We start from the raw sequence: 21,521 nt of genomic DNA on the forward strand, positions 1-21,521 counted from the left end.
TTATTTTTTGTCTCCCGTCTACATTTGTATGGTTTGCATTTTGTTTGTGTTATTTTGTTCTCCCTATCTTTCATAACTAGGAGTCAAAATGGCGCAGGAACCACAACAGAATAATCGTTATCAATTTCGGTTTCATAAACCCTTTGCACACCTTTTTCCTGTATTTGGAAATGATTGGTTCTCTCTAAAAGCAGAGCAGTTTGCTCGTTTTTTTGGTACACCAGTTTTTCTAGTATCTCAAACGGTGGTGGTGGCTGCTTGGATTGCATTGAATCTACTGGGTGTGTTTTCCTTTGATTTATATCCCTTTATTCTATTAAATCTCGCGTTTAGTTTGCAGGCGGCTTACGCTGCACCGTTGATATTGTTAGCACAAACTAGACAAGCGGATAGAGATAAAGCACAAGCGGAAGCTGATGCACTCCATCGAGAAGAGTTATCGTTAGCAAGTGAAAAAAGAGAATTATTATCTAATCAGCAAACAGAGAAATTGCTTGAGTTGATGGAACAGAATACTATGCTCACGGAAGTGACAAGGGAGTTAAGTGAACGTGTTGAGTTATTAACGCAGGAAATTCACAAGCGTATAGTCAAAGATAACTAACTCAATCACAGTAAATAATTTTATTAGTTTGATGAATCAAACTATTGACGTTTTGTGTTGTAAATTTTGCGAAAGGCGTTACGAAAAAAGCTACCACGTATCAAGCTGCTTTTTCGTTTTAATTTGTTCCTTTGTGATTGTTTAATAAAGAGATTATTATGGCATCACCCCAAAAAGGGTTAAAAGCCGTTGCTATTTTAGAAGCAACAAAAGGCATACTGGCATTATTAGTCGGATTGGGGTTACACGTGTTGGCTGGTGAAAACTTACAAATGATAGCCGAAGCGATTGTGAATCACTTACATTTAAACCCGACTAGTGAATTACCAAGCATATTTATTCATGCAGCGAGCACAATAACAAACAGTAACGTTAAAATTTTTGCCATCGCGGCGATATTTTATTCGGTTGTACGTTTTATTGAAGCCTATGGTTTATGGCGTAGTTTTGTATGGATTGAATGGTTTGCATTTTTAAGTGGCGCCATTTATTTACCCTTCGAAATTTATGAAATAGTGGCTCACCTGAGTTATTTAGCTATTGCTATGTTTTTAATTAATATAGTCGTAGTTTGGTATATGGCGCAGACATTGTGGCAGGGTTATCAACATCGTAGACCTACTTAGTAAACTATTAGCAATGATATCAAAAATATGTTTGATCTGTAGGCAACCACATTTTTATAATAAAAAATGGTTTAGTTAATAAATAAAGGAATGAGCATGATCCAATTATTTATTGGCGGAGTGCGAAGCGGTAAAAGTGATGCTGCTGAGAATTTAGTCAATATGCTACTAGAACAAAACCCAATTTTAAAACCAGCCTATATAGCCACAAGTTTAAGTGTAGGGGAGGAAAGCATTGAACGGATAGAAAGTCATAAAGTAATGCGCCAGAAGCGTTTTCAACAGGCAGTGACAACCTATGAGCTAAATTATTTACAAAAAGATTTATTGTCTGTATTGGCCGAGCTGAATCATCCTGAAAATATTGTGCTCATCGAATGTCTTTCAACATGGGTTGGTTGGTATTTGACGGTAAGTGATTCTTTGCAAGACAACTTGATAGTTTTTGGTGTTCAACAGGAAGCTTTTCTCACTTTTCTGAAACAAGCACAATGCCATATAGTGATTGTAACAGGGGAGGTTGGTTGCGGTTTAATTGGTGAAACTACTTTACAAAGACGCTATGCTGATAAATTAGGTGAATTAAATCAAAGAGTCGCTGCCTTGTCTGAACATGTTTTTTTATTAACCGCGGGTATTCAACAAGTGCTTAAATAAAAGCGAATAGTCTTATTAAGATTGCTTAATGTCGGGCACATAAATTTAATTATTTTAAAAAAATATAATTTTTTGTGATTTTTCCCTTTAAATCTTATTTTTGCTCCCCATATTATTAATTAACCTAGATGGGGAAACCCAAAATTCATTAAAAAAAGAGAAATATTATGTCTGAATATACGACTCAAGAGCAACAAGCAAGTTACGGTATTGGTTTACAAATGGGTGAGCAACTTGCTTCAAATCCTTTTGAAGGCCTAGAGATCTCAGCAGTTTCTGCTGGTATTGCTGATGCTTTTGCTGGCGCAGAAAGTAAAGTTTCTCAAGAAGATCTACAAGCGGCTTTCCAAGTGATTTCTACACGTATGCAAGCAGCTGCGGCAGAGCAAGCTAAAGTATTAGGCGCAGCTGGCGAAGCATTCCTAGCTGAAAACGCGAAGAAAGAAGGCGTTGTTGTAACTGAATCTGGTCTTCAATATGAAGTTATTGCAGAAGGCGAAGGCGAAAAAGCAACAGCTGAATCTACAGTAAGCGTTCATTACCACGGTTCTTTAATCGATGGCACTGTATTTGACAGTTCAGTTGAACGTGGTCAACCTGCAGAATTCCCAGTTGGCGGTGTTATCGCTGGTTGGACTGAAGCACTACAGTTAATGTCTCCTGGTGGCAAAATGAAATTAGCTATCCCTGCAGACCTAGCATACGGCGAACGTGGCGCAGGTGCTGCAATCGGTCCACATGCAACATTAGTATTTGAAGTTGAATTATTAGCAATCAAATAATTGATTGATTAAATTAATCTTCTAACATGATGTGTTAGACGAATCAAAAAAGCCCTTATTGGTTATCCGTTAAGGGTTTTTTTATAGGTAAATTTAATGGAGGAACGGTTAAAACCTTTATTGATGCATCTGTTAACTTTTTATCTCTATCACAATGTATCTCGTTAAATATTTCTGTCTTCCTAATCACTTAACGTTACTTTTTAAATACTTAAACTGGTAGTCGATACATCTACATTAATACGCTGTTAACTGCCTAAATTAACCTGCTTGAGATTGGTTAAGTTTGGTTATTGTTGATAACCACTCATCCATTATTTTGAGTTTACTTTAGTTACTGTTAATACCCACCGCTAAAATACTCAAGTAGCTGTGGTAAAAACTCATAGCCGGTTATGCACAGCAGCCAAAACCACGCACTTAAACTTAAGCGCTGTGCTGCTAATGATAGTGTCTCTAAATCAGGTGTGTTGTTTTGGGCGCTAGTATTGCCTAGTTTAGTAAACGTAATTTTATCGGTTTCATAGATCCTTACCCCACCTAATTGCGTTTGAATACTTAATGCAAAACTACTAAGTAGAAGTCCAGAGGAAAAGTGATGCCAATCTGCGCTTTGCTTAAACTTAGTGACGATTCCGGTTAAGGGTCTGTCGTAGAGTGGAAAAGTAAAACTTAATAATAGGTGTACTGGCATCTGTAGTAGTGTGGTGATAAAAGAAGGTATTTGCCCAAGCACGTCGAATTGAGCTAATTTACAATTCCATTGTTGAGCACATATTGTGAGTAATTGATAAAATAATGCACCGTAAATGCCGCTCGCCAAGTACCAAAAAATCACACCGAACCAACCATTAGCAAGACGTAATACCAATGATTCAATCATCGCTTTGTAAATGCCTAATAGCGAAAGTGGTTTGGTATCACGTAAAGTAAGTTGTGCGAGTAATAACTTTGCTTTTGCTAAGTTATTACCTTGTAAGTTATTACTAATGCTTTGATATATTTGTATTTTATCGTGCCAAGATAACAGTACATAGATAACAACAAAGTCGATAATAAAAGGTTTATAAACCACTAAATATAGCTGACTTATGATCAATACAATGGGAAAGAAAATGAGTGAAAAAGCGAGTAAACTCGCTAAGCGCTTATACCCATCACTGCGTTCCGGTAAATTCACTTTCTTACCTATTTCTTGAAAAATAAGTGAAAAAGCCGAAAGTGGGTTAAGGTCGGTAGGTAGTGAAAAGAAAAACGAACACAGCGCAGCAAAAATAAAGCTGAAGTAAATGCTGTGTTGTTCAAATAGCGCTAAAGCAGTTTCCATTAATTCAATCTATCTACAATCGCAGCGACTAAAATAGAAGCATTTTTAGCGGCAACAGGTAAAAACTCTTCAAAAGACAGTTCTGATTTTTTACCGGCAATGTCAGAGAGAGAACGAATGATCACAAAAGGTACTGAAAATTGGAAACAAACTTGCGCTATCGCAGCGGCTTCCATTTCACACGCTGCCATAGTAGGGAAGTTCTCGCGTGCGATAGCCGCTTTGGTTGGATCAGCCATAAAAATATCACCGGTACAAATTAACCCTTTAATAATATTCAATCCAGGTAATGTGCTAGCAGCCTGCTCTGCTACGTCAATCAAAGCAGGTGTTGCTTCAAAAGCGGCTGGTAATTGTGCCATTTGTCCTATTTCATAACCAAAAGCGGTTAAATCTACATCGTGAAAACGCACTTCTGTTGAAATGACAATATCACCGACGTTTAAAGCAGGATCAAAACCACCGGCAGAACCTGTATTAATAATGGTATCTGGTGCAAATTTTTCTAATAATAGGGTAGTTGCGACTGCAGCTGCTACTTTACCAATCCCCGATTTTGTTAGAATGACTTGTTTTCCGTTAAGGTCACCTTGGTAAAACTCACAACCCGCCACTTTTGTGGTGATCACGTTATTCATCGCGGATTTAAGGATGTTAACTTCTTCATCCATTGCGCCAATAATGCCTATTTTCATATCTTCTTCTCTTTGTTATCTTAATTAAAGCGTAATGCTAACATATACCCGTTACCATTCAATATGCAAAAATCAGCAAGCCGTGAAGTGGGTGGGTTCTGAGCATAAAGGTGAAAGTCTGGTAGCTTAAATTATGATATTTATAACAGAATCAAATATGTCCACTTCAAAACTTGCCCTGCGGGTCGATAACTCGAAAACCAATCCTGTGTTGTAACATTCGACAAGGAATGGCCATTTTCTTCATGTTACGCCTTGTCTTGGTGTCCGAGTTAGTGACTGAATAATACATTTTGATTAGTAACGGGTATATAGTTTGTTATATCTTCACTCTAAGGTTTTTTTGTGGCAACTATCTGTGTAAAATCTCGCATAATTATTTATATTATAAGCAGTAAACTAGCAAACTAGGAAAAAATAAATGAATGCCTTACTCGAAGATTTAAAAGCGCGCGGCCTAATTGCCCAAACAACCGCAGATGAAGAACTACATGAACATTTATCGAGTGCGAGCCGTACTTTGTATTGTGGCTTTGATCCTACTGCTGATAGCTTACACATTGGTAGCTTAGTGCCTCTATTAATCCTTAAACGTTTTCAGGAAGCAGGCCACAAACCTTTAGCTTTAGTGGGCGGTGCAACTGGTTTAATTGGTGACCCAAGCTTTAAAGCGGCAGAGCGTAAATTAAACAGTGATGAGATTGTCGGTAACTGGGTGGATTCAATTAAAAAACAAGTTAGTGCTTTTATTGAGTTTGGTGAGCACGATAATGCAGCTGAAGTGGTGAACAATCTAGATTGGATCGGGAAAATGGATAGCATTTCATTTTTACGTGATGTAGGTAAACACTTCAGTGTTAATGCCATGATCCAAAAAGAATCTGTAAAACAACGAATTGACCGTGAAGGTGCAGGTATTTCATTTACTGAATTCAGCTACATGTTATTACAATCTTATGATTTTGCTGCATTGAATAAAGAAAAAGCCTGTACGTTACAAATCGGTGGTTCTGATCAATGGGGTAATATTACCGGCGGTATCGACTTAACTCGTCGTATGAATCAAGAAAAAGTGTTTGGTATTACTATGCCATTAGTGACTAAAGCAGATGGCACTAAGTTCGGTAAGACTGAGTCTGGTACTATTTGGTTAGACCCGACTAAAACATCGCCATACGCATTTTTCCAATTTTGGATCACCACACTAGATGCTGATGTTTACAAATTTTTACGCTACTTTACCTTCTTATCAATTGAAGAAATTGCAGCAATAGAAGAGACAGATAAAACAATCAAAGGGCGTCCACAAGGCCAAGCTATTTTAGCGCGAGAAGTAACACGTTTAGTACATGGTGAAGAAGGGTTAGCATCTGCAGAGCGTATTACTGAAGCATTATTCTCTGGGAACTTAAGTAGCTTAAGTGAGTCTGATTTAGCGCAATTAGCACAGGATGGACTACCAGCGACTGAAGTAACGACAGACAGTGCTTCAATTGTTGAATTATTAACAAGTTGTGAATTAGCGGCATCAAATAAAATGGCCCGCGAATTTGTTAATAATGGTGCTGTAATGGTTAATGGTGACAAAGTCACCGATACAGAAGCAACTATCGAAAAAGTAGATGCTTTATTTGCTCGTTACACATTAATAAAACGTGGTAAGCGTTTATTTAACTTATTTATTTGGAAATAAAAGTGAATAATATGATTTTAAAAAACTCATTATTAAAAGTATCAATCGGCTCATTAGTTAGTGCATTTTCTTTATCGGCGATCGCTGCTGATAATACTGACACTTGGGTTGATATGAGTGACCCGACTGCAGTTTACTCCAATGCGAGTATTGGTGGTGGTAATGAAGGTATTGATTTATCTGCTACCTACGGTGGTTATTTAAGTGGTGTTTATAAACATAGCTTTACCGTTGCAGCCAAGCAAGATTTTGATTTTTATGAAGTCAATTATCTGTTATTAAATTCAGCCACTAAATCAGGTGTCACTTTTGATAGCACATGGGATAAAGATATTCGTATAGATCATACTGATTATGATGATGTGAATGATACCTCTGCCGGTGTATTTGCTAAGCTTGGTTATTTGAATAACCGTTTAAACTTTTATCCTAAAATAAGTGTTGGTTTTATGTGGGCAAACCACATGGAAGATACAACTTATGTAAAATTTGATGCGACAACGCGTTATAGCTTTGACCGTCGTTTTTGGGTTGGTATTACACCAACCTATGCGCATGGTATGAAGGGCGTTAATTTCAACGAGTGGACAGCAACCATTGATGCCGGTGCACAATTGTCTGATTCATTTGGGGTTAGTTTAAGTGCTAATGACGATGAAGAATTTACCGCTAACGTTACCTTTGCTTTTTAATAGATAGCCGTTCTACTAAGCGGACAATGTTAAATTAAGCCTTGTGTTAATTAAACATTGTACATCCAATATTAAAAGCCTGAATCTTATTCAGGTTTTTTTTTGCTTTAAAATAAATAATATTAAGCATCTAATTTTAAATGACCGATTTAAGATTGGTGTCAGTTCAGCGTTAAAACCTGACTAAAGAAAATAGCTAATCACTTCAATCGATGTATTGGATTAAACGTGATGCTAAGTCCTACCTAATGTAAAAGCTAATTGAATTAGCTTAAATGCACTTAACTATTATTAATCATTCATAAATAATATTAATCATCGATAAAAAATAGGCGTGTATTTACTTGCGCGGTATTGCTAATGATAATCGGAATCGTTATCATGTTGCTTTGTGAGAGTTCGGTTTTTATCATCTTACATTATAAACAATTTTTCACTGACAATATTTGGATATTTTTAATGAAGTTTACCCAAACTGTATTTATCGCATTATTTTTTGCACTTATTACCACTAAATCATCGGCTGAAACGAGCCAATCCACAACAAGTGTAGAAACAGATAGCAATGGCTTCAGCCAAACCTTTAATGACCCTCGCTATACCAAATTAAAAACTTACCTTATTGAAATGAAAGACGGTGAGTTGATCCCTGCACAACTAGTGATCCCAGAGAAAACTAAAATTCGTCTTGTGGTCCGTAATATTGGTAATAAACCTGCGGAATTTGAAAGCAATCAATTACGCCAAGAAAAAGTGTTATTCATGGGGGCGGAGACAACCTTAGTGATTATCCCATTAGATGCTGGCAGTTATGATTATTTTGATGATTTTGCGCCAGCAACACACGGTAAAATTATTGTTAAAGCAAAAGGGTAAATAAATGGGACAAACAATTTTTGTTGTCTGTAGAGAGAGCATTGAAGCACTCTTAGTGATCGGAATTCTTTATGCTTGGATGGATGGAAGAGCGGACGCTACAACAGGTAAGAAATGGTTGTTTTCCGGCGTGTTAGCTGGTTTTGGTTTGGCGGCATTATTGACGTTAACACTGATTGGTGTATCAGACTTATTAGGCGGTGAAGGGCGTGCTTGGTTTGAAATCGGCATGTTGGCATTTGCCAGTGCCTTGATTGTCCAAATGGTGATGTGGATGCGGGTTCATGGTCGCACCTTGAAAAAAGAGCTGGAAACAGGATTAGAAAAAAGCCTGCAAGGTAAAAAAAGTTGGTGGGGCGTATTTTTCTTAGCAATGATTGCGGTAGGTCGTGAAGGTTCTGAAACCGTTATGTTCCTTTATGGCTCTCTTTTACAACTTGGTACGCTTGCTTCTTACATTAGCTTTTTCACTGCGGTGGCAATTGGTCTAGCACTTGCGATGGTGTTGTTCTATGCATTGCAAATAGGCGGTCGATTTATTTCTTGGAAATGGTTCTTTCGCGTAACCGAAATTATGTTGCTTTTCCTTGGTTCGGCACTGTTTTTGACTGCATCAGAAAAGTTATTAAGCGGCCCTTTAGCGGCGACAGATTTACCGAGTTGGTTATACAGCAACATGTGGGACATGAGCAGTGTATTAAGCGATGGTTCTATTTTTGGGAACTTACTGGCTTCGTTATTTGCTTATCGTTCACAACCCATTGGTTGGGATGTGGCAGTGCTAGGTACTTATTGGCTGGTGGTCATGGTAATACTGAAGTGGCAATCTAAAGACAAAACTATTGCTATTGCTCAAGTGACAGCAGAACAAGTTTAAACAAACTATTTATAACAAATTGCAGAATACGATTAACTAAGTTGCAGAACATAATTAACTAAGTTGCAGGAAGCAATTAACCCAGTGAGTTTTATTCATCAATTTAAAACTCACTAACGTTTTAATGTACATCAGGAGTAATGAAAGTGAAGAAAACAATTTTAAGTACCATTATCGCAGGCGCTGTATTAGCTTTTTCTGTACCAAGCCAAGCAGCTGTTTCACAGAGTGATAAATTAGCAACCTTGTCTACCTATGCAAGCATTGCTTCTGTTAACTATTCAGATGCTGTTAAAGATGCAAAAGCATTACAAGTTGCGATTAGTGCTTTTACTGCAAAACCAACTGCAGAATCATTACAAGCAGCTAAAGATGCTTGGTTAGTGTCTCGTGAAAGCTACGGTACAACAGAAATTTTCCGCCTTTCAAATGGTCCTATCGATGCTGAAGATGGTTGGGTAGCTGAAACCTATGGTGGTGTTGAAGGTGAGCTTAACTCTTGGCCGCTAGATGAAAACATGATCGATTACACAATTGATGCTAATAACAAGCGTACTAGTGGCAATATTATTGATACTAAAGGTTTATTCACGCCAGGTGGAGAAGATGTTACTGCGGTAGACGTGACAACAATCACACCTGCGGTATTAGGCGACTTAAACACAAATGGTGGCGATGCAAACGTTGCAGCAGGTTACCACGCCATTGAATTTATGCTCTGGGGACAAGATCAAGATTACAATAACATGATTGAAGATGCTATCAGCAACGGTGCAATGACTGCTGGACAGCGTCCTCTGTCTGACTTCACCACAGATAAATTAGCAAAACGTCGTCTTGATTACCTTAATGCTGTCGCAGCTAAAATGGTTGATGATTTATCAGTCGTATCTAGCGCTTGGGAAGACAACGTAAGCGGTGATAAAGGGCTGTACCGTGCTGCTTTATTAGATAAATTAACAGGCGAACAAAAATCTAAAAACATTGAACCTGCTACCTCTTTAAAACAAATTTTTGCCGGTGTTGGTGTTTTCTCTAAATCAGAATTAGCTAACGAACGTATTGCCGTTGCAGTATTAACGCCAAGTGAAGAAGACGAGCATTCATGTTTCTCTGATAATACACACCGTGATATCGCATTAAACTACCAAGGTATTAAAAACGTATTATTAGGCGAATACAAAGGTAAAAAAGTAGGTCCTGCTTTTATCGATAATGTATCAGATGAAGAGCAAGCTGAAATTGCTAAACTGATGGCTGATATTGAAATGCGTATTGCTAAAATTAATACATTAGCAACAACGACTATGCATTTTGATTACCAGATTCGTCCAGAAAATGAAGAAAGTGTACAAAACATTGTTACGCTTAAAAACCAACTACGTCGTCTAGGTGATCAAATGGTGATTGTTTCTAAAGCCTACGGTATTTCGTTAACAACAAATGATGTTACCGATGCAGAAGAAACACAACTATAAAGCGAAGATATCGTAGTCGTTGTTATTGAAGTTAATGACCTTCTAGCATTAATTAGAAGGGCATTATGATAAACGCCACTAGCCGAAATCGGTCGGTGGCGTTTCTCCTCCCAGTCATTTATTTTGAAAGTGATGTATGAAAATTAATGGTAGTAAGGTCTCGGAGTATCTGCTTCGAAGTGTATTTTTGTTTTTAGCATGCAGCCATTTTGCCCATAGTGAAGCGAGCAATGTCAATATAGAACAATTTACTAATACGGCCGGTAGTAAACCTTTTTCTCATCCTATTAAGATGACAGATACAGAGTTTGACCAGTATATTCTGGGACGTTCTTTTTTCACTATCCCATGGGTTGAAGCACCGAGTGCAACTACTGCACGAGACGGGTTAGGTCCTCATTTTAGCGCCAATACCTGCGCCAGTTGTCACATCAACAACGGTAGTGCGCCGACGCTCAGTGATACAAACCAACCCTTACGCAGTTTAGTCTTCAAGTTAACTCAGCCAAGTAAACATTCATTACGTTGGTTAGTAAATAATATAGATACCCCTATGCATGATAATGTGCCGGATCCCATTTATGGTGTGCAGGTATCAATAAGAGGCAACGGTAAAGTAAAACCAGAAGCGCAAACAAGATTAAAAATCGAATCAATACCTTTTACATATCCTGATGGTGAATCACTTATGTTAACTAAGTTTATTCCTTATTTAGATAAGTTAGGTTATGGGCCATTAGCTGAAGAAACAACTATTTCGCTAAGGCAACCTCCTGTTTTGGCTGGTTTACGATTAATAGAGCAAGTTTCAAATGAAGATATCCTTGCGTGGGAAGACCCATCAGATGATAATGCTGACGGAATTAGTGGCCGTGCGAATTGGTTAAATTCCCCACAGCAAGATGAAAAAATATTAGGGCGAATGAATTGGAAAGCTAGTGCTGCCAATATTATTGCGCAAACGGCAAATGCTGCAGCACATGATCTTGGTTTAACTAACCCTTCTTTTCCTGATGAGCTTTGCCAACCTGCACAAGCTGACTGTATAGCGGCACCTAAAGGAGACAATACAAGGTTAGGAAGTTTAGACTTACCTATGTTGCGTTTACAAGCGATTACCTCTTTTATTAGAGACCATAAAGCACCTAAAACCGTCAGGTTAGATGCACAAGGTCAGCAGGGTAAAAAACTATTTACAGAAATTGGCTGTGCTAGTTGTCATCGTTCGACATTAAGCACAAAGGAGGGTGTTAAATTCCATCCTTATTCTGATTTACTGTTGCATGATATGGGGGAACTGTTAAAAGATGGGCGTCCAGAATTCCTTGCCACTGAGCGTGAGTACCGCACTGCGCCTTTATGGGGAGTAGGTGAACGGGTTCGAGCGCAACATCGTTTTTTACATGATGCACGCGCGAAAACACCGGAAGAGGCAATTCTTTGGCACGGTGGAGAAGCTGAAAAGGCAAAATCAACATTTATACAATTAGACCAAGCACAGCGCTTGGCCTTGTTACACTTTTTGGAGCAATTATGAAAATTTTTACCCCCCTGTCAATTCTGTGTTTACTGAGTGTGCCAGCGCTAAGTTATGCTGAGCAGACTAATACGGTGGTCAATGATGCAGAGGTCAATAATGAAGTGGTGAAAGACCCTTATGCGTCTATTTACGACAATGTGCTGCAGCATAATGCCGATAACGCAGTGCTATATTGCGCAGAGTTACAAACTTCGTTAGAAAGCAAATCAAGTGATGTGCGTCACCAAGCATTTGTGCAACTTGCGGAAGGGTGGGGACGAGTACAAGCTAGTTATATTCTTGGTGACTACGACATGAATGCAATGGATTACCCATTAATGGTGGATTACTTCCATAGTGGTAATGAAGATATTCATGAAAGCATTGAACGTCTAGTGGGGCGTGACTCAAAACCGTCAACCGCATTATATAAAAATTCATATAAAACCATGGGCGCAATCGACTCTGTTATGTTCAGCGGTGAATGGTCTGAACGCAGAAAAGCCTTTGCTGAAGTAATGGTCGCGAACGTTTGTAAGCGATTTATACAAATTAGTGATGGTTATAAAGCCAATCGTGATGAATTTCTTTTTGATGTAGATAGAGGTTTGTCTTTAGTTGTGAATGCTGAGATTGAGCATATTTATAAAACAAGAGATTGGCGTATTGCTCAAGTCAGTGGGTTAACAAAAGCTAATCTTGGTGAGACTAAACCAGAGCATCAACAATACCCTTACAGCGAAGCGTCTTGGGCATTTATCGGTGGGGTTTTAGAAACTAATAGACAATTGTTAGCGGAAGACCAACAACCTAACGTGGCAACTATTGCCTATGAAAAACATGGTAAAGAGGGGATTAATGCAGTGCAAGCCGCGTTAGAAAACTCATTACTTGCTTATAAAAACACACCTGCAGACCATAATTTTAATTTAAACGACATGATCCCAATTTTCCAGGGGTTGTTAGATGTTCAAAAAGCCTTTTATAGACATTTAGTGAGTCAGATTGGCGTATCGGCGAATTTAATCGATGCAGATGGCGATTGATACACCTTTAGCGGCATTTATGAATGGTAGTGACCGCATATTCTGGGGCTACCTTGTTGTTAGCGGGATCATTGCCATTGTTTGGTATGTCTTCAAAGTGGGTGCTATTTCAGCACCCCAATTAAAGGCTTATTGGTTTAATGCTGACTCAAAATTAGATTATCGTTATTTTGTATTTAATTGGGTATTCAAGGCACTGTTTATTGTGCCTGTTTTACTGTCAGCGAACACGGTTGCGCTATCGACGCTGAATTGGTTGAACTCGATATCGGATCCCTTGTTTTTGTCTTGGTATTATCGCGATATTATTGTTGCGTACACTTTTAGCTTATTTGTCCTTGGGGATTTTAGCCGCTATTGGTTGCATCGTTGGCTACATACTAATCGATGGTTATGGAAATTTCATCAGGTACATCATAGTGCTGAATCATTGAACCCATTGACATTTTATCGCTTACATCCTGTGGAAATTATGTTGTTTGCACTACGTAATGCATTGGTTGCTGGTGTTGTTACAGGCATTTTTGTTTTTTGTTTTGGCGCGCGTATTAATCTTTACTCAGTATTAGGTGGAAATGCCTTTGTTGTGATCCTATTTTCTTTTACTGGCAACCTGAGACATAGCCATATTCGCTTGAGTTATGGGCGTTGGCTAGAGCGTTTATTAATATCGCCAGCACAACATCAGGTGCACCATCAACAGAAATACATACACAAAAATTTAGGCAGCATCTTAGCTTTGTGGGATTGGCTCTTTGGTACATTAAGGCTATCAAAAGACGTTCCTTTAGATCAAAAATTTGGTTTAGGGCGCGATAAAAGGCAAAAATTTGATGGCATTATAAAAATTATTATTCAGCCATTTTTTGATATTTACAGAAGTATTAGACGGAATTGAAATGAAAAAAATATTTTATTGTTTACTCGCATTAATCGCTTGCACAAACGTAGCTAACGCCGCTGGTCAATTGACTGAAGCACAATTAGGACAGATCTTGTTTCTTGACTCTAACTTTTCTGTTAATCGTACTATGTCTTGCGCAACTTGCCATGATCCTTCAAAAAGTTTTAGTGACCACCGTGAAAATGTAGGACTTGGTATGGTTTCATTAGGAGACGACACTAAATCTCTCGGTACGCGTAATACTCCCATGGCAACATACGCCAACACATCACCATCATTTCATTTTGATGAAGTATTAAAAGAGTATGTTGGAGGGCAATTTTTAGATGGTCGTGCTAACACATTATCTGACCAGGCAATGGGGCCGCCACTTAACCCTGTTGAAATGGCCTTACCCGATGCCGAAACGCTCGTTAAACGCTTACAAGAAAACCCTTTCTACGTGTCTACTTTTAAGCGCTTATACGGTGAAACCGTATTTGACTCAAAGCAATCAGATTCAGTTTTGCCTGCTTTTGATGGTTTTTCACGTGCACTACAAGCATTTGAAAAAACAGATGCCTTCTCTAGTTATGACAGTAAATATGATCGCTTCCTAAAAGGCGAGTACGACCTGACAGTCTTAGAAGATCTTGGGCGTACTTTATTCTTCTCGAATAACAATGTTAACTGTAATAGTTGCCACATGTTAAAAACTGAAGACAGCCCAAAAGAACCGTTTACGAATCATCAGTATCGTAATATAGGTGTGCCTTCTAATGATCAATTAATAGCATTAGGCCATATAAAAGAAGACTTTATTGACCACGGTTTATTAGAGAACCCAGCAGTTGATGACCCAAAATATGATGGTAAGTTTAAAAACCCGTCGTTACGTAATGTCGCAGTGACAGCACCTTACATGCATAATGGTGTGTTTAAAGAGTTGCGAACGGTGATGGAGTTTTATGATCATTACAATAATACAGAACGCACTATTAATCCTGAAACTGGTAAACCTTGGCGTTCACCAGAAGTGCCTACGACCGTTGATAAAGAAGATCTTACCGCTCATGCTTTAACAGATCGGAAAATAGATGCCTTAGTTGCCTTTATGAAAACGTTAACGGATAAACGCTTCGAACCTTTATTGATGCTTGATAAGAAGTCGAAATAAAATTAACTCAGTAATTATTGTTATGATAATTAATACTTTTATACCCGTTACTATTCAAACTACAACAATCAGCAAGTCTGAAGTGAAGCTATTTTAGGCGTCAAGCTTAAGAGTTAACGGGTTACATCATAGTGATAGCACACATTAAAATAGTTGATTTAGGCCACAAAAATATTATTGCTGCAATGCGGTGTTTTTCAAGAGAGTGTCAGTCATAGTGCTTTACCTTTATTTCTTGGCATGATTAGTGCTTTTAATCCTTTGTAGGTAGATATCTGCTTATTTAATTTAAAAGGAATGTATTAATGAGAAGAATAATCTTAATTTTGGTGCCGTTATTATTTTCAGTAACTGCCCAAGCAACATTGATGAGTGCTGAAACCATTGGTGCTGTAACTACTAATAATGGTAGTTTTATTATAGATTCAAGCAATGGCAAAAATAAAAATAAAGTAGCGCAATTGACCGGCGTAGAAAAGAACGCTTTTAATAGTATTGCGACGGGCAACGTAACATCTGGCTCAGCTTATAAAAATACCGTTGCAGTTGATGCAGGTTCAACTTTTTCATTTGATTGGAAATGGTTGAGTAATGAGGGTTCAAACTCTTGGTACAACGATTTTGCATTTGTTAACTTGAGCTTAGGTAGTCTAGATTGGCTTGCTGATACGTCGACGCCTGACTATACAACAGGCAGCTTTGCTTGGACCGCAGCAGAATCTGGTTGGTTAACTTATACCATTGGTGTATTTAACGTTAAAGATTCTTTTGCTAATTCAACATTAACAGTGAACAATATTTCAGTGTCCAATCCTGTATCTGTACCAAGTCCTGCTTCATTCGGTATATTGGCAGTGGCATTAGTTGGATTGATGGTTAGTCGCCGTAGAAAACAGGTATAATTACAACTGTTAGTAACTTGCATGATAACGGATATACAAAAAAACCATTCAATATTGAATGGTTTTTTTATGTTTTCAGTTTATTTTAACTAATACGTTTGTATTTAATACGATGAGGTTCAACCGCTGCTGCACCAAAGGTTTTCTTCAACCACGCTTCATAATCACTGTAGTTACCCTCGTAGAAGTTAACTTGACCTTCATCGCGGTAATCAATAATGTGTGTTGCAATTCTATCTAAGAACCAACGGTCATGTGAAATAACCATGGCACAACCAGCAAAGCCTAATAGGGCATCTTCTAGTGCACGTAAGGTTTCGATATCTAAGTCATTGGTTGGCTCATCCAGTAGTAACAAGTTACCGCCAGATTTAAGCAGTTTAGCTAAATGCAAACGGCCACGCTCACCACCGGATAAATCGCCTACTATTTTAGATTGGTCAGAACCTTTAAAGTTAAAACGTCCTAAATAAGCACGGCTAGGAATTTCAATATTACCAACTTGAATAATATCGCTACCGCCAGACACTTCTTCAAATACTGTCAACTTGTCATCCATGTGGTCACGGAACTGGTCAACACTGGCCATTTGAACCGATTCACCAATGATGATTTCACCTGAATCTGGTTTTTCTGTGCCGTCCAACATTTTAAACAGCGTTGATTTACCCGCACCATTGGCACCGATAATACCGACGATAGCACCTTTAGGAATACTAAAGCTTAAATCGTCAATCAATACACGCCCATCAAAGGATTTAGTCAAGTTATTGACATCAATTACTTGATCACCTAAACGTTGCCCAGTTGGAATAAATAATTCGTTGGTTTCATTACGTTTTTGGAAGTCTTGATTATTAAGCTCCTCAAAACGTGATAAACGTGCTTTGCTTTTAGATTGACGACCCTTAGCATTTGAACGAACCCATTCCAGCTCTTGTTCAATTTGGCGTTGGCGTGCTTTCTCTTGTCCGGCTTCTTGTTTTAAACGCTCATCTTTCTGTTCAAGCCAAGACGAGTAGTTACCTTCCCATGGAATACCGTAACCACGGTCTAATTCCAAGATCCAGCCTGCTACATTATCAAGGAAATAACGGTCATGGGTAATCGCCACAACAGTTCCTTCATAATCATGTAAGAAACGTTCTAACCAAGCAACAGACTCTGCATCCAAGTGGTTAGTTGGTTCGTCTAGTAACAGCATGTCAGGTTTTTCAAGTAATAAACGACATAACGCAACACGGCGACGTTCACCACCAGATAGGACTTTAACAGGTTGATCCCAAGCCGGTAAACGTAGTGCATCGGCAGCACGCTCTAATTGGTTATCTAAGTTATGACCATCGTGGGCTTGAATAATATCTTCAAGTTGACCTTGGCGTTTTGCTAAGGCATCAAAGTCTGCATCTTCTTCTGCGTATGCAGCATAAACCGCATCTAACTCTGTTAACGCAGATTTAACTTCAAAAACTGCTTCTTCGACGACTTCACGGACATTTTTTTCAAGATCTAATACAGGCTCTTGCGGTAAGTAACCAATTTTAGTACCGGTTAATGCGCGTGCTTCACCATCAAATTCTTGGTCGATACCGGCCATGATACGTAACAGGGTCGATTTACCTGAACCATTCAGACCTAAAACACCGATTTTAGCGCCAGGGAAAAAGCTTAATGAAATATCTTTTAAAATAGTGCGCTTAGGTGGCACTATTTTAGAAACGCGAGACATAGAATAAATGAACTTATCAGGCAATGGTTGAGCCATGGGGGATCCTTTATAATGAATAAAATAATTGAGAGCTATTGTAGAGTATCTACTAATCAACAAGCAACAGATGGTAATGGCTTAGGTCATCAAAAATAACCAAAGCACACTAATGAGTAAAAAAATGAGCGCTTAATAGTTAACTGCTTACCTTGTTTAGCCATCTAAGCTTTGTACTAAGTTGAGTAGTAGGATATTTAGCAGTGTGACAAATAAGAACCCTAATAAGCATGGTGTTAACCCTATTTGATAAGTGAAATATAATCGTATTATTTATAGGGGGCTATTGGATAGAGTATTAGATAGATTGTTAACCGAGCTGGTTCAGTCTACATTTACAGGGTCTTACAGTGATAGATGAATAAAGTGCTAGATGAAATTCCCTTATCTATTTAGATTAGATAATAAATACGACAGAGTCCTGTCCTAAAGGGGTTCATAGGAACTTTTAAGTGCAAAAAATATGACCTATTTTTCTATTTTTGCTTTAAGTTGAAGTACATCCAAAATTAGATTGCTTTTAAACAAGTCATAATAGAGATATTCCCAGATAGTGAATTCATCAGTTCTTATGTATTCATTTAAATCATTTGACGTCATATCAATTTGGCTAATATATTGCTCTATTTCTTCTCGTTGCTTATCCCAATCAAGTTCTACTTTATGTTTGTTTTTCTCCCAATTACGTTCATCAACGGTTGCTTGCACTGCATCTTTAAGCTCTTTTTTATTATAGAAAAACTTGGTTAGCTCGGTAATATCAAAGGACTCAAATGCTTCAGATAATGGTCCATGTTGCTTATCATTTGGGGTTCGACTTACTGTTGTCGCCAAATCGACTATTTCCTGATGGTCTAATGTTGGCCATCGGTCGACAATAATAGTTTGAATAAATGTCCAATAATTTCTACAAATGGCAACTTGCCATCCGAGTTCATTCATTGCTTCTATTAAAGCCCAACGTTCTGTTGCTGAAAAAATACTGCCTGATATCGAGGCTATCTGTGTTTCTAGCATTTTAAACTTGCTGTATGCATCGTTATTGGTGGTTTTAGCTATTTTTTTGTTATTTTTCAAAATTAATATAGCAGTTTGGTGAGGAGTTAAAATACGTCGTCCCATTGTTGGTGGGGTGTAATAGCTTCTAAAGGTCATCATTTTTCCTTAATGTTGAATACATTCAAAGACTAATTCCTTAGATTAGGTATTGTTTAGGTATAAAAAGAAGGTTTTCAATGAATGTAAATTACTTGTGTAGTGTTTTGTGTGTAGTTGTGTAGATCTATAAATAGAGGATTTTGTTGAACAATCAAACTACCGGTTTTAAATACCAATATCAAGGCTCAAACGTACAATTTAACTTACAACTTTCTATTAGTTCGATTATGCATTCGATGATCTATTAATAAGGGGAGCTAAGGTAAAGCATCGCTGTTATAAAAATGTCTAATAATAGTGATTTATTAGTAACATCGGCATGTCACTTAATAATGGGGATAACGCGCCAACAGTTATAACCCTATTGCAACATAGTTATTTCACTACTTAAAAGAACTAGTTGGTTTATCAATTTGCTACATAATTGAGTCATTGTTGAGCATTAAAAAATGATTCCGTAATTTAACTAATATACGGAATCATATTCTTTCTATTTTGCTTTAACACCTAACCTAACATCTAAACAAACTATTGATTACGGCAGCATTGTGAATGGTAACGAGTACATATCGAATTTCTTAAGACTCTGTTACCGGTGCAGCCGTTATTTTTTCTTCTGTTTCTAGGCCTTTCTGAGCCCAATATCCAGATAGAATAGACCCTGAAATATTGTGCCATAGCGAGAATACTGTGCCAGGGATTGCGGCAGCAGGCGAGAAGAACTTCATTGCTAAAACAGCTGCAAGACCTGAGTTTTGTAAACCTACTTCAAAGGCAATGGTACGGCTGGTTTTTTCATCAAACCCTAATAACTTGGTAATGAAATAGCCAGAAAACAGGCCGATGCTGTTATGGATAATCACTGCCAACATCACAATCGGACCGACATCTGTTAATTTACCCGCGTTTAGTGCAACCACAATAGCAATAATTATCACGATTGATAGCATTGAAATAAGCGGTAATAGAGAAGAGATAGCTTTTACTTGTTTATTTAAAAATGAATTAATTAAGATACCAATCGCAATCGGTAACACCACTATTTTAAGTAAACTAATAAAGATGGGTAACATCGGGAAGTCAACGCTTTGACCCACTAATAAACCACTGATGACGGGAGTTAATACCACGCCAACTAATGTTGATAACGCAGTCATGGTGATTGATAATGCAACATCACCCTTTGCTAGGTAACACATTACGTTTGATGATGTACCACCTGCAACACTACCCACTAAAATCATACCAACGGTTAATTCTGTGTCTAATTGCAAAAAATAACACACTAAAAAAGCCGTAATTGGCATAATGGTAAATTGTAATAACATGCCAACACCGATTGCTGATTTCTTATTAATGACATTTTTAAAATCTTGCAGCGTTAATGTCAGGCCCATACTCAACATGATCAGCATCAGTAATGGAACAATATAGCTTTTTATCCCAACGAATAGTTGTGGAGAAAGAAAAGCGACGCCAGCAAAAAGAATGGCCCAAACGGGAAATAGCTTGATTAGTTTATTCAACATTTAAATCCTTTTATAATTATTTAATTTTTATTAATGAGATAGGGAAGATGAATTTATCATAAAATTAAAAAACGTATATATTTAGTTGTGCATCAACAGAATTTAAAATGTATTTAGTGGCTAAATTAAATGTTAAAAAGTAAATTTGGTTGGTGCTTTTTCAATGCCATAAATATTTTTAATAAAATAAATTTTATTGCTGAAATCCTTATAAAAAATATGTTATAAAGACCTCCTCTGAATCGTTATTCACTTTTAAACTTGTAAAATATTTTACTTTTTAATGAGTTAGACATCCGTCTCAACGTTTTCAATTATCAGCATATCAATTAATAAAAACAGCAATCGCTAAGGTGAAGCAATGAGCACAAAACCATACCAAACTGTTAATCGGCAACGTTATCGATTAGCAGAGGATGGTTCCTTTGAGATGCGTTTGAGTCAAGATTTGGTGATCAGTGAAGAGCCTCTCAACATCGTATTGCATTGGACATGCCAGGAAACGGGTGAACTGCTTGAAAAAACCTTGATGGTCACCATGAGAACCCCCGGAGATGATGCTTCGTTAGTGACTGGATTATTACTATCGCATGCAGTTATCGAACATGCAGATCAAATACAATCAATTATTAGTTCTGAACTTAATCAATGTGACATTACCTTAGCAACATCGGTTGTGTTAGATTGGGAATCCTTAACGCGTCATTTTATTAGCCATTCAGGCTGTGGTGTTTGTGGCACCAGTAATGTGAAGAAGCTAGCGCATACTTTTAATGTCACTATCGATGAAATGCCACAGTGGTTGCCTGTCTCTGCTTTACTTACATTCTCAACGCAATTACGGCAACAACAGTCTTTATTTTCTTTAACGGGTGGCGTTCATAGTGCTGGCATATTCTCTTTGCAAGCTTGCTTGTCAGCGAAAGAGGATGTGGGCCGACATAATGCAGTTGATAAAGTGGTTGGCGATTTATTGACACAGGGTAAGCTTGATCATCAATCTATCTTAATGCTCAGTGGACGTATCAGTTTCGAACTTATGCAAAAAGCGGTTGCCGCAAAGATACCTGTGGTCGTTGCGATAGGCGCGCCATCAAGTTTAGCGATAGCAGTAGCAAAACAATTTAACATCACTTTAATAGGCTTTGTTAGTGAGCATACTTTTAATGTCTACCACGGTGACTTTCGTTTACAAAAACAACATTAATAACCATTACAAATGATAGGTAGGCATT

20 protein-coding genes are annotated in these 21,521 nt (G+C 37.8%); 15 read left to right on the forward strand and 5 right to left on the reverse strand.

Features of this window, described 5'->3' with window-relative positions; translation table 11 throughout:
* Nucleotides 1-88: 88 nt before the first annotated feature.
* The 4 genes from MT390_RS15260 (at nt 89) to bamJ (ending at nt 2,669) form a co-directional block, all read left to right on the forward strand.
* Nucleotides 89-604: a DUF1003 domain-containing protein gene (locus tag MT390_RS15260; RefSeq protein ID WP_166372673.1), complete on the forward strand. Its 516-nt coding sequence runs from the start codon at nt 89-91 to the stop codon at nt 602-604.
* A gap of 158 nt (nt 605-762) precedes the next feature.
* A complete protein-coding gene (locus tag MT390_RS15265; RefSeq protein ID WP_499442018.1) occupies nt 763-1,230 on the forward strand; it encodes a DUF2127 domain-containing protein in 468 nt (155 codons plus the stop codon).
* 96 nt (nt 1,231-1,326) lie between these two features.
* Nucleotides 1,327-1,887: a bifunctional adenosylcobinamide kinase/adenosylcobinamide-phosphate guanylyltransferase gene (locus tag MT390_RS15270; protein ID WP_166372675.1), complete on the forward strand. Its 561-nt coding sequence runs from the start codon at nt 1,327-1,329 to the stop codon at nt 1,885-1,887.
* A 167-nt stretch (nt 1,888-2,054) separates the two neighbouring features.
* Nucleotides 2,055-2,669 carry a BamJ family beta-barrel-assembly machinery protein gene (gene bamJ, locus MT390_RS15275; protein ID WP_166372676.1) on the forward strand — a complete coding sequence of 205 codons (615 nt, stop codon included), beginning with the start codon at nt 2,055-2,057 and terminating at the stop codon, nt 2,667-2,669.
* Nucleotides 2,670-3,009: 340 nt separating this feature from the next.
* Here bamJ and MT390_RS15280 read toward each other — a convergent pair whose 3' ends face one another.
* Nucleotides 3,010-3,996 (reverse strand): cobalamin biosynthesis protein, encoded by a 987-nt coding sequence (locus MT390_RS15280; RefSeq protein WP_499442019.1) that lies wholly within the window; start codon nt 3,994-3,996, stop codon nt 3,010-3,012.
* Complete coding sequence (gene mtnN / locus MT390_RS15285) at nt 3,996-4,691, reverse strand: 5'-methylthioadenosine/S-adenosylhomocysteine nucleosidase (protein WP_499442020.1); 696 nt, start codon at nt 4,689-4,691, stop codon at nt 3,996-3,998. The genes MT390_RS15280 and mtnN overlap by 1 nt, the downstream gene beginning before the upstream one ends.
* Nucleotides 4,692-5,112: 421 nt before the next feature.
* Here mtnN and tyrS point away from each other — a divergent pair, with 421 nt between their 5' ends.
* The 10 genes from tyrS (at nt 5,113) to MT390_RS15335 (ending at nt 15,834) form a co-directional block, all read left to right on the forward strand.
* Nucleotides 5,113-6,384: a tyrosine--tRNA ligase gene (gene tyrS, locus MT390_RS15290; protein WP_166372679.1), complete on the forward strand. Its 1,272-nt coding sequence runs from the start codon at nt 5,113-5,115 to the stop codon at nt 6,382-6,384.
* 11 nt (nt 6,385-6,395) lie between these two features.
* Complete coding sequence (locus tag MT390_RS15295) at nt 6,396-7,076, forward strand: hypothetical protein (RefSeq protein ID WP_166372680.1); 681 nt, start codon at nt 6,396-6,398, stop codon at nt 7,074-7,076.
* Between the two features lie 459 nt (nt 7,077-7,535).
* Complete coding sequence (locus MT390_RS15300) at nt 7,536-7,952, forward strand: cupredoxin domain-containing protein (protein WP_166372681.1); 417 nt, start codon at nt 7,536-7,538, stop codon at nt 7,950-7,952.
* Nucleotides 7,953-7,956: 4 nt separating this feature from the next.
* Nucleotides 7,957-8,829: an FTR1 family iron permease gene (locus MT390_RS15305; RefSeq protein WP_166372682.1), complete on the forward strand. Its 873-nt coding sequence runs from the start codon at nt 7,957-7,959 to the stop codon at nt 8,827-8,829.
* 146 nt (nt 8,830-8,975) lie between these two features.
* Nucleotides 8,976-10,307 carry an imelysin family protein gene (locus MT390_RS15310; protein ID WP_299660737.1) on the forward strand — a complete coding sequence of 444 codons (1,332 nt, stop codon included), beginning with the start codon at nt 8,976-8,978 and terminating at the stop codon, nt 10,305-10,307.
* Nucleotides 10,308-10,443: 136 nt separating this feature from the next.
* The gene (locus MT390_RS15315) at nt 10,444-11,844 is read left to right on the forward strand and encodes a di-heme oxidoredictase family protein (protein ID WP_499442021.1); all 1,401 of its coding nucleotides are present in this window, start codon (nt 10,444-10,446) and stop codon (nt 11,842-11,844) included.
* Entirely contained in the window at nt 11,841-12,872 is a 1,032-nt protein-coding gene (locus MT390_RS15320) for a hypothetical protein (protein ID WP_499442022.1), read from the forward strand. Before MT390_RS15315 ends, MT390_RS15320 begins: the two co-directional genes overlap by 4 nt.
* Entirely contained in the window at nt 12,862-13,770 is a 909-nt protein-coding gene (locus tag MT390_RS15325) for a sterol desaturase family protein (RefSeq protein WP_499442023.1), read from the forward strand. The genes MT390_RS15320 and MT390_RS15325 overlap by 11 nt, the downstream gene beginning before the upstream one ends.
* Before the next feature lies 1 nt (nt 13,771).
* Nucleotides 13,772-14,932: a cytochrome-c peroxidase gene (locus MT390_RS15330; RefSeq protein WP_499442024.1), complete on the forward strand. Its 1,161-nt coding sequence runs from the start codon at nt 13,772-13,774 to the stop codon at nt 14,930-14,932.
* Between the two features lie 305 nt (nt 14,933-15,237).
* Nucleotides 15,238-15,834 carry a PEP-CTERM sorting domain-containing protein gene (locus MT390_RS15335; protein ID WP_166372688.1) on the forward strand — a complete coding sequence of 199 codons (597 nt, stop codon included), beginning with the start codon at nt 15,238-15,240 and terminating at the stop codon, nt 15,832-15,834.
* Between the two features lie 85 nt (nt 15,835-15,919).
* Here the strand turns inward: MT390_RS15335 and ettA are convergent, their stop codons facing one another.
* The 3 genes from ettA to MT390_RS15350 form a co-directional block, all read right to left on the reverse strand.
* A complete protein-coding gene (gene ettA / locus MT390_RS15340) occupies nt 15,920-17,599 on the reverse strand; it encodes an energy-dependent translational throttle protein EttA (protein WP_166372689.1) in 1,680 nt (559 codons plus the stop codon).
* Between the two features lie 468 nt (nt 17,600-18,067).
* Nucleotides 18,068-18,757, reverse strand: coding sequence for a hypothetical protein (locus tag MT390_RS15345; RefSeq protein ID WP_499442025.1), 690 nt, complete (start codon nt 18,755-18,757; stop codon nt 18,068-18,070).
* A 578-nt stretch (nt 18,758-19,335) separates the two neighbouring features.
* Nucleotides 19,336-20,286 carry a bile acid:sodium symporter family protein gene (locus MT390_RS15350; protein ID WP_166372691.1) on the reverse strand — a complete coding sequence of 317 codons (951 nt, stop codon included), beginning with the start codon at nt 20,284-20,286 and terminating at the stop codon, nt 19,336-19,338.
* Nucleotides 20,287-20,647: 361 nt separating this feature from the next.
* On the opposite strand from MT390_RS15350, the gene fdhD reads away from it, so the two are divergent.
* Complete coding sequence (fdhD, locus tag MT390_RS15355) at nt 20,648-21,493, forward strand: formate dehydrogenase accessory sulfurtransferase FdhD (protein WP_499442026.1); 846 nt, start codon at nt 20,648-20,650, stop codon at nt 21,491-21,493.
* Nucleotides 21,494-21,521 lie beyond the last annotated feature (28 nt).

It is taken from the genome of Vibrio sp. 2-Bac 85 (genome assembly GCF_037546705.1).
Lineage (GTDB): Bacteria > Pseudomonadota > Gammaproteobacteria > Enterobacterales > Psychromonadaceae > Psychromonas.

Coding starts and splice junctions, on each gene's coding strand:
- MT390_RS15260 (WP_166372673.1), top strand. CDS start 89: ATGGCGCAGGAACCACAACAGAATAATCGTTATCAATTTCGGTTTCAT.
- MT390_RS15265 (WP_499442018.1), top strand. CDS start 763: ATGGCATCACCCCAAAAAGGGTTAAAAGCCGTTGCTATTTTAGAAGCA.
- MT390_RS15270 (WP_166372675.1), top strand. CDS start 1,327: ATGATCCAATTATTTATTGGCGGAGTGCGAAGCGGTAAAAGTGATGCT.
- bamJ (WP_166372676.1), top strand. CDS start 2,055: ATGTCTGAATATACGACTCAAGAGCAACAAGCAAGTTACGGTATTGGT.
- MT390_RS15280 (WP_499442019.1), bottom strand. CDS start 3,996: ATGGAAACTGCTTTAGCGCTATTTGAACAACACAGCATTTACTTCAGC.
- mtnN (WP_499442020.1), bottom strand. CDS start 4,691: ATGAAAATAGGCATTATTGGCGCAATGGATGAAGAAGTTAACATCCTT.
- tyrS (WP_166372679.1), top strand. CDS start 5,113: ATGAATGCCTTACTCGAAGATTTAAAAGCGCGCGGCCTAATTGCCCAA.
- MT390_RS15295 (WP_166372680.1), top strand. CDS start 6,396: ATGATTTTAAAAAACTCATTATTAAAAGTATCAATCGGCTCATTAGTT.
- MT390_RS15300 (WP_166372681.1), top strand. CDS start 7,536: ATGAAGTTTACCCAAACTGTATTTATCGCATTATTTTTTGCACTTATT.
- MT390_RS15305 (WP_166372682.1), top strand. CDS start 7,957: ATGGGACAAACAATTTTTGTTGTCTGTAGAGAGAGCATTGAAGCACTC.
- MT390_RS15315 (WP_499442021.1), top strand. CDS start 10,444: ATGAAAATTAATGGTAGTAAGGTCTCGGAGTATCTGCTTCGAAGTGTA.
- MT390_RS15320 (WP_499442022.1), top strand. CDS start 11,841: ATGAAAATTTTTACCCCCCTGTCAATTCTGTGTTTACTGAGTGTGCCA.
- MT390_RS15325 (WP_499442023.1), top strand. CDS start 12,862: ATGGCGATTGATACACCTTTAGCGGCATTTATGAATGGTAGTGACCGC.
- MT390_RS15330 (WP_499442024.1), top strand. CDS start 13,772: ATGAAAAAAATATTTTATTGTTTACTCGCATTAATCGCTTGCACAAAC.
- MT390_RS15335 (WP_166372688.1), top strand. CDS start 15,238: ATGAGAAGAATAATCTTAATTTTGGTGCCGTTATTATTTTCAGTAACT.
- ettA (WP_166372689.1), bottom strand. CDS start 17,599: ATGGCTCAACCATTGCCTGATAAGTTCATTTATTCTATGTCTCGCGTT.
- MT390_RS15345 (WP_499442025.1), bottom strand. CDS start 18,757: ATGATGACCTTTAGAAGCTATTACACCCCACCAACAATGGGACGACGT.
- MT390_RS15350 (WP_166372691.1), bottom strand. CDS start 20,286: ATGTTGAATAAACTAATCAAGCTATTTCCCGTTTGGGCCATTCTTTTT.
- fdhD (WP_499442026.1), top strand. CDS start 20,648: ATGAGCACAAAACCATACCAAACTGTTAATCGGCAACGTTATCGATTA.